This is a genomic window from Sinisalibacter aestuarii (assembly GCF_027923545.1).
GTDB classification, from domain to species: Bacteria; Pseudomonadota; Alphaproteobacteria; order Rhodobacterales; family Rhodobacteraceae; genus Sinisalibacter; species Sinisalibacter aestuarii.
In genome coordinates this window covers 1-482 of record NZ_BROH01000031.1, presented here as the reverse complement: position 1 = coordinate 482, position 482 = coordinate 1, and the positions used below count along the sequence as shown (strand labels likewise).

Sequence of the window (482 nt, the reverse complement as noted above, 5' to 3'; positions counted from 1 at the left end):
GCCAGAGTGACGCCGGCCATGAAGGTCTCGGCGTGTTTGTCGTAGCGGGTGGCCAGGCCCCTGTATTGCTTCAGTTTGTTGAAGAACCTCTCGATGATGTTGCGCCGCCGGTAGAGGGCGCGGTCGTAGGGATGGGGCAGTTTTCGGGGCGCCTTGGCGGGGATGTTCGGGGTCGCGCCGCGGGCGCGGATCGTGGCGAGGATGGCGTTCGAGTCATAGGCCTTGTCGGCGATGAGGATCTGCCCCGGCGCGAGCTGCGCGAGCATATCCCCCGCGACCTTGCTGTCGTGAACCTGCCCTGGCGTGAGCTTGAGAGCGACCGGTCGCCCGCAGCCGTCGATGAGCGCATGCAGCTTGGTCGTCAGCCCGCCCCGGGAACGTCCCACGCCATGATCGGCGCCCCCCTTTTTGCGGCCGTGGCGCCGTGCTGGTGAACCCGCATCATCGTCGAGTCGATCATGATCAGCTCGTCGTAAGTCTCT

Annotated in this window: 1 protein-coding gene; it reads right to left on the bottom strand. The window is 65.8% G+C overall.

Going from position 1 to position 482, the window contains the following annotated elements:
* Window positions 1-386, bottom strand: a 386-nt coding sequence (locus tag QMG28_RS20870; RefSeq protein WP_281844151.1) for an IS5 family transposase, incomplete at its 3' end; no start/stop codon positions are given.
* Window positions 387-482: the final 96 nt, after the last annotated feature.